The sequence below is a fragment of the Shigella sp. FC1967 genome, assembly GCF_001743005.1.
Lineage (GTDB): Bacteria > Pseudomonadota > Gammaproteobacteria > Enterobacterales > Enterobacteriaceae > Proteus.
On the sequence record NZ_MIIZ01000577.1, the window covers coordinates 1 to 7,430 of the forward strand.

Sequence of the window (7,430 nt, forward strand, 5' to 3'; positions counted from 1 at the left end):
GATGTATTTGACTCCGCTGCGGCAAAACTTGAATGCGAAATTATTGAGATGGACGGAGAGCCTGACCATGTGCATCTGTTGGTTGCTTACCCGCCAAAACTGGCGGTCAGTGTGATGGTCAACAATCTGAAATCAGTATCGTCGCGCCTGCTGCGCCAGCAAAACACACATTTACGGACGCAAAGTAAAACGGGACTTTTGTGGTCAAGGTCGTACTTTGTCTGTAGCACCGGAGGGGCAACGATTGAAACACTCAGAGCCTACGTTCAGAGCCAGTCAACGCTTGATTGATCTTTAAAGCCCTGCGGCCTTTTCGCCTTATACCCCCGCCCGCACTGGGCGAGGGTTTACAGCGTTTTTCGCTAAAATAACTTTGCTTATAAAATAGTCAAAAAATTTCGGTTCAGTGGCAGTATTTTTGTAAAATTGTTGATATGCTACTATATAGTTACGTTGTCACGGGATTTTATATGAAATATCAACAATTAGAGAACCTAGAATGTGGCTGGAAATGGGCCTATCTAGTAAAAAAACACCGTGAAGGTGAATTAATTACCCGTTATATAGAAAAAAGTGCCGCTGATGAAGTCGTCGAGCAATTGTTGCTTCTTGAATCACAACCATTAAAAGTTTTAGAGTGGATAGATTTGCATATGAATCCTGATTTATCTAATAGGATGAAGCAAACTATTCGTGCCCGTAGAAAACGCTATTTTAATGCTGAGCATCAACACACACGCAAAAAATCAATCGATTTGACGTTTAAAGTTTGGCAACGCTTATCTGCATTGTCACAGCGAAGAGGGGTCACATTATCAGAAACAATAGTGCAATTAATTGAAGACGCTGAACGAAAAGAACAATACGCATTAAAAGTGCATAGTTTAAAAGATGGGCTTATTGAATTATTAGAACGCGATAAAGAAAAATAAGTGACATTGCTTTTGGTCTATTGGTTTTGATTATTTATTTTTATCGTCGTTTTGTTCTCTATTTTTATTGTGATATTTCATACCTATCTGCAAATCTTTTTAGTTTTATATTTTTACCTCATTCTTATCGGAATAAAGAAAAACCCTGCCATTGGCAGGGTTTTGAATTCATCAACAGTAGATTATTCTACTATTTGAATTATTGACCAGCAGGAACAATAACTTCAGTTGTACCTTGGATTTCGATCTCAACACGACGGTCTGGCGCTAAGCAATCGATCAGAGCTGAACGAGCTTTAACGTTGTCACATGTGTTGCCAGTAACTGGGTTTTCTTTACCGCGACCTTCAGCAGAGATGCTGTTTGCAGGGATACCTTTAGAAACCAGGTAATCAACTACAGATTGAGCACGTTTTTCTGACAGAGGCAGGTTGTAGTTTTGTGAACCGATACGGTCAGTGTAACCGATAACGACTACACGACCTTGAGTTGGGTCGATGTTAGCCAGTTCATTGTACAGACCATTCAGAGCTTCTTGACCTTCAGCTTTCAGAGTAGATTTGTTGAAGTTGAACAGAACGTCTGAACGCAGAGTAAAGGTTTTGTTCTCAACAACTGGCGCTGGAGCTACAACTGGCGCTGGAGCTACAACTGGTGCTGGAGTTTCTTGGTTGAAGCGGTAAGCAACACCAACACTCAGCATGCCGTTATCTGGACGCGCATTCAGAGTACCTTTATCACCGATGTTGTTGATCCACTGATATTCAACACGGGTAGCGATGTTTGGAGTGATCGCGTATTCAGTACCTAATGCGAATACTGGAGAAACGCCAGTGTCATTTTCAGAAAAACGTTTTTGATCTGGAGCTGGTAAAGTAGCGTTTTTAGTTGCAGAAGAATCTGCACGCCATACCATACCACCTAAACGTGTATAAACGTCTAAGTCTTCCATTACTGGATAACTTAATTTAGTGGTTAATTGGATACCTTGAGCACGGAATGCACCGTTGTCATATGAACCTTTGTAAGTCATACGACCTAACCAATCATAACCCAGCTCAAAACCTAAGTATTGGTTGTACTGATAACCAACAAATGCACCAGCACCTAATTGGTCACGGTGAGTATTACCGTTACCGATAGATACATCTTTACCGTCTACATTCCATTGGTTGCTAGTACCTTGGTATTGAGACCAACCTAATTTACCACCGGTATACCAAGTATTGTCTTTTGGAGCTGCTTGCGCTGCAGTTGCGAAAGCTGCCACTGCCACTGCTAATGCGATAGCTGTCTTTTTCATTTTACGCCTCGTTATCATCCAAGTTAGGCATTTGGCTTTAAGCCTTATTATTTGCCCTTGGTTAAATTATTGTTAGGGAGCAAATGCTTTCATCAAGTGATGATCCCAAAAATGGGATTTAAAGCATAACCTTAACGACATAAAGTCTACAATGAACTTAAAAAAGTTACAAGTAATCCTTTAAAATTTGACTTAAAATTTTAAAAAGATCCGTCTTATTCTGCAATGGGAAAGATTCTGTATTTTTGTTAAATTTATTGTAACTATATGATTTAGGTTATAAATACATTTGACTTATCTTAAATGATATCAGCGTGTTTTGAGTATTAGGAAAACTCTTAAATTTCACTAATGGTAGTGAATTGAATGAATTTTTACGGAATTTAAATGTCGTTTAGATGTATTACTACTTTCTAAATGGATATTTGTATTAATTTGCTGTCGCATTATAAACCCGAGCGTTTTTCCTTTACTTGCAGCAGATTCTAGTCGTTTCATCTCTTCTGACGATATTTCTGGTAACCAACCGAGCACTACACTGTAATTACCACTCATCAATGCTTTTTCCATTAAATCAACAGTAGTTATCATATTTATATGATTTAACTGGATTATTTTATTAAGTGGTAATCCCGCATTTTTTAACCAAGTACGATTTAGCTTTTGTTGTGGGTTTAGCCACAATAACCAACGTGATTCATGGCTATACTGTTTCAGTAATGGCAAAAGAATGTGATTAATGACGAGCGGATTTTGGTAGAGAAGTTCACTCACCATACCTTGTTTATTATCGTTATCGCTATTGTAAGTCGCCACTGTTGAAGGGATAGATAGAGGTAATACCTCATTTGAGATCTCTTGGAGAATGGCGTTCTGTCTTGTCGGAGATGATGTTGAGAGTTTCATATTTACCTCGTTCCATATGCACTGTATGAATATACAGTATCTCTATATTTCGCTTAAATCAAGCCTATTTTTTTGAAAGTTCCTCTCAAATTTTATGTAAATCTCTATTTTTAAGTCGTTAACTATTGGCAATAAAAAGGAAATTCTTTATTGTCTTCCTTGTGAATTTCTATGCATGTTTTTGAATTCAAAGATAAAAATCAATCTTAAAGTTTGTGTTGGAGTATCAATGTTATTTTTACCTGAGCAAAGGAAGGCTCATTTGTTATCGCGTATTGCGCAATATGGAGAGTTAACAACAAAGTCTCAATTCGGTGGTGTTAGCTTAATGATTGATGATGTTATGTTTGCTATCACGTCTGATAGTGAGTTTTATTTAAAAGGAAGTGGCTTTTTAGAAACGCTCTATAAAGCAACAAAAATGAGTTCCTATACTTATTTGAAAAAAGGAGTTCCTATCATATTGCGTTATTACCATATAACGGATTCGTTATGGGAAAATCAGCAAAAATTAGATCAATATATTGATATGACATATCACTACAGTATCCAAGAATATTTGGGACAACGAAAAAAAACCTTGCAGAATAAAAGATTTACCCAATCTAGGCGTAATATTAGAAAAAAGATTGAACCAAATTGGTATTAATCAAGTTGAAGAACTGCGTTTAATTGGTGCTAAAGCGTGTTATCTAAAATTAATGCATGCGCACAATTTGAGAAATAGTGAACTTTTACTTTCCTTGGCAGGCGCTATCGTTGGGTGTCATCGTTCTGTATTACCTAACCAACTTAAAATGGAATTATTAGATTGGTACAACGAATTATCTTTTCAATAAGATAAAAGTCGTGACGGTTATTTTCTCTAATGTACTTATGGAAATTAGAGAAAATAACGTCAACAAGAGATTAAACTTGAGGTTGAGGTAGGCTGTTTAATTCGCCTTGCTCAATGGTTTTGATGCAACAAATAATTTGCGGTAACAGATCCAATAATAATCGGATTTGAGTAAGTACTAATTGAATGCGAGGATTATCTGCATTAGGTAATAGATTGATCCTTTCAATTAATTCTACATGAGATTGCTTAAATCCTTCGTCTTGTGGCGTTTTGCGACGTAAAGCAGAATCGATATAACAAACTGTATCATTAAGCAGCGTGAGTACGTTCTCATCGTCTATTTTTGCTCGATGAACGCCAAGTGCAGAAATATAACTGAGTAAAGTATGATTTAAGCAAAGTAACTGAAAAGCCACTTCTTGAGATGCTTGATAACTTTTTGGCTCTGATGACATATTTGAGATCAATGAGGCTAATTCCCCATCACTGCTATGAGCATTTCGACGAGCAATTCGGTAACTCAGACTATTATCTTTCCCTTGGTAATATTGAATAAGAATAGCATCAAGATAATAGCAGTTATTTGTCATTGTTTTTTGAATAACAACAGGCAGTTGACGGAATTTCCAATCAGGCCAAATAAAACTGACAGCAAACCATGCTATGGCACAGCCAATCAAGGTATCGATAATGCGAGGAAGGGCAACATCATAACCTTCACCAAGCAAATTGAAGCTTAATAAAACCAATAAAGTAATAAATAGTGTGGCATGTGCATATTGTATGGTTCTAAATGCGAAAAAGAGCGTACCAGTTATCACAATTAAAACCAGTTGTCCTTCAATTGAAGGAACAAAATATAAAATAGGGAAACCAATTAAAATACCAATAATAGTACCACTCACACGTAAGGTAAGGCGTCGACGAGTAGCATTGTAGTTGGGTTGGCAAACAAATAGACTAGTCAATAATATCCAATAGCCTCTATCCAATTGGAAAAATTGAATAATGGCATAACCGATACATAACACGAGTGACATCCTAACAGCATGTCTAAAAAGTGCTGATTTAGGTGTGAGGTGCTCTTTGATTCTTAGTGCAATATCGTGCCACCCAGTTAAACTATCATCAGAAAGTTGTGTTTCTTCTTTTTGGTCATGGGATATTTGGTATTGCTCTGTACTAATACTTCGTAAAAGCGCATCAATGCCTTGAAGATTTTGCAGTAAATTATTTAAAGGCGTAATTAATTGTGGTTCTGAAGTTGTATTTTTTAAATGATTTAATGCATTCTCTAAATAATTTATCGCACGCTCTAATGAAGGGTTATGCTGATATTTTTTATGCCAAAGAATAGATTGTGCAACTTGTTCACAAGCTCGTGCTTGCATAGAAAGTAAACGTTGAAAACGAAATAACACATCACTATGCCGCAATTCATTACTTAATAATTGGTATTGAACATGAGATGAACTAGCTCGCTCATGAATATCTTGAGCAACAAAATAGTAATGAAGTGTAAAACGACTACTGCGTTGGCCTCTATCACCTTTTAATCGACTTAATAATGTGACTTTAGTTTGATTCATCGTGTCAATTAATTGGCTATTTGCCATTGCTAAATTATACAGCGAATGTTGATAATCATCTTCGATATCAGGATCAAACAATGTCGCTTTAGCTTCGAGGTAAGTTGCAAGTTGTTGGTAACAGCGAGTTAAATGGTCTTGAACTGGGCGAATTGGGAATAATAAGTGACCAACTAATGTTAAAGAGTTATACCAAATAGCACCTAACAGTAATAAAACAGGTTGTTCATACCATTCAGGGAAAATAGGCATACCGAGCATAGTATAAATTGCGATTAATAAAGCTCCAAACGCAATAGTTGCGTATCGTTGCCCTAAAGCACCTAATAAAATAAATCCCCAAGTCGAAATGGCTAAACCGCAAAAAAATAAAATAGGATATGGATAAAGCAATCCTATTGATGCTGAAGCAAGTAGAAAACAGCATAAAGTGATAACGAGGTTTTTTAAACGGCCAACAAGCCTATCATCTAAGTCAGTTAATGCTGCTGCAACCACACCTAAAGTGAGAGGAATTGTATATTTAGGATCTTGCCCTAAAATCCAAGGAAACAAAGTCGTTCCTGTAAGTGCGATTATTATGCGAATATAATATAAAAAGTGGCTATTATAGATAAATCGGCGGGCGCCATTTAGCAAAGTGAACACAAAAAGCCCTTAAATAAACAAGATGAAGATAATTACCTCTTAGAATATAGGGTTTATCACCGATTAAAAAGAGCTTAACAACAGACTATTTGTTATTTATTGCAGGAATTACGTATGGAACTAAAATCCACCCCGATGGGACAACGTTTAGCACAGCATCCTTATAATAGAGTCAAATTGTTAAATGCAGGTATTGAAGTCAGTGGTGAAAAACATCAATATTTAATCCCTTTTAACGAATTGATTAATATCTTCTGTAAAAAAGGGATTGTGTGGGGGGAGTTGGAATTTTTATTGCCAGAAGATAAAGTTGTTCGATTACATGGAACCGACTGGGAAGAAACTCAGCAGTTTTATCGTTATCTTTATCAATCATGGCAAAATTGGAGTAAAGAAATGAGCGATATAAGTGCTCAGGTGCTTGAGAAGCAACTCCATAATATTAATGAAATCACTCAATCAAATAGATGGATAAAACAGTCTAAACTGAGTGAAATTCAACAATCTATCAAAGAAAGTTTTTCTGCTATTCCCCTTCCTCTTGAACGCCTTATTCAATTTGATAATTGCCATACTCTTTATCAAAAATGTTTAGAATGGCTAAAGCAAGGTGAAACACTTATTAATAAAGAAAATTCCGCATGGGTAACTCAAATATTAAATGATCATGCAGAATTTTTTAATACGATTGAATTCATCGCCATTAAATGAATCTCAGTGCCGTGCTGTAATTAATGGTGAAGAAAATGTTCTTGTTCTCGCTGGTGCGGGAAGTGGTAAAACATCGGTATTAGTTGCGAGAGCGGGATGGTTATTACGCCGTCAATTAGCGCAGCCAGATCAAATTTTATTACTTGCTTTTGGGCGCAAAGCCGCACAAGAAATGAATGAAAGGCTTTCTAGCCGTTTAAATGTCGATATTATGGCAAAAACGTTCCATGCATTGGCAGTATCCGTTATTCAACAAGCGACAAAAAAAACAACCCAAAAATTAGTGAGCTTGAAGTAAATAGTGAAAAAAAGAAGAGCGCTATTATTAGGTGAGTGGAGAGAGCAGTGCCAACAGAAAAAAGCACAAGCAAAAGGATGGCGAGAGTGGTTATCTCAAGAACTTGAGTGGGATATCCCTGACGGTGATTTTTGGAATGATAAAAAATTAGAAAATCAAATTGCTATAAGATTAGAGCGTTTGGGTCGGTTTATTAAGAATG

7 protein-coding genes and 1 pseudogene are annotated in these 7,430 nt (G+C 36.6%); 5 read left to right on the forward strand and 3 right to left on the reverse strand.

From position 1 onward, the window contains the following. Window positions 1–291 (forward strand): IS200/IS605 family transposase (gene tnpA / locus BHE89_RS05715; protein WP_128860343.1); only part of this gene is annotated, 291 nt, incomplete at its 5' end. A gap of 179 nt (window positions 292–470) precedes the next feature. After that, entirely contained in the window at window positions 471–932 is a 462-nt protein-coding gene (matP, locus tag BHE89_RS05725; protein ID WP_069368782.1) for a macrodomain Ter protein MatP, read from the forward strand. 199 nt (window positions 933–1,131) lie between these two features. Here the strand turns inward: matP and ompA are convergent, their stop codons facing one another. Then, on the reverse strand, window positions 1,132–2,235 hold the full coding sequence (gene ompA / locus BHE89_RS05730; protein WP_069368781.1) for a porin OmpA: 1,104 nt from the start codon (window positions 2,233–2,235) through the stop codon (window positions 1,132–1,134). Window positions 2,236–2,583: 348 nt separating this feature from the next. Next, the gene (sulA, locus tag BHE89_RS05735; protein ID WP_069368780.1) at window positions 2,584–3,141 is read right to left on the reverse strand and encodes an SOS-induced cell division inhibitor SulA; all 558 of its coding nucleotides are present in this window, start codon (window positions 3,139–3,141) and stop codon (window positions 2,584–2,586) included. 229 nt (window positions 3,142–3,370) lie between these two features. On the opposite strand from sulA, the gene BHE89_RS05740 reads away from it, so the two are divergent. Together BHE89_RS05740 and BHE89_RS25115 are read left to right on the forward strand one after the other, a co-directional pair. Then, a complete protein-coding gene (locus tag BHE89_RS05740) occupies window positions 3,371–3,790 on the forward strand; it encodes a TfoX/Sxy family protein (RefSeq protein WP_286145922.1) in 420 nt (139 codons plus the stop codon). Next, entirely contained in the window at window positions 3,771–3,980 is a 210-nt protein-coding gene (locus BHE89_RS25115) for a TfoX/Sxy family DNA transformation protein (protein ID WP_286145923.1), read from the forward strand. The genes BHE89_RS05740 and BHE89_RS25115 overlap by 20 nt, the downstream gene beginning before the upstream one ends. A gap of 70 nt (window positions 3,981–4,050) precedes the next feature. Here BHE89_RS25115 and yccS read toward each other — a convergent pair whose 3' ends face one another. Then, window positions 4,051–6,219 carry a YccS family putative transporter gene (gene yccS, locus BHE89_RS05745; RefSeq protein ID WP_069368778.1) on the reverse strand — a complete coding sequence of 723 codons (2,169 nt, stop codon included), beginning with the start codon at window positions 6,217–6,219 and terminating at the stop codon, window positions 4,051–4,053. 114 nt (window positions 6,220–6,333) lie between these two features. Between yccS and BHE89_RS05750 the strand changes: the two are divergent. After that, window positions 6,334–7,430 (forward strand): annotated as a pseudogene (locus BHE89_RS05750) (UvrD-helicase domain-containing protein); the annotation flags it as partial.

Coding starts and splice junctions, on each gene's coding strand:
- ompA (WP_069368781.1), bottom strand. CDS start 2,235: ATGAAAAAGACAGCTATCGCATTAGCAGTGGCAGTGGCAGCTTTCGCA.
- sulA (WP_069368780.1), bottom strand. CDS start 3,141: ATGAAACTCTCAACATCATCTCCGACAAGACAGAACGCCATTCTCCAA.
- matP (WP_069368782.1), top strand. CDS start 471: ATGAAATATCAACAATTAGAGAACCTAGAATGTGGCTGGAAATGGGCC.
- BHE89_RS05740 (WP_286145922.1), top strand. CDS start 3,371: ATGTTATTTTTACCTGAGCAAAGGAAGGCTCATTTGTTATCGCGTATT.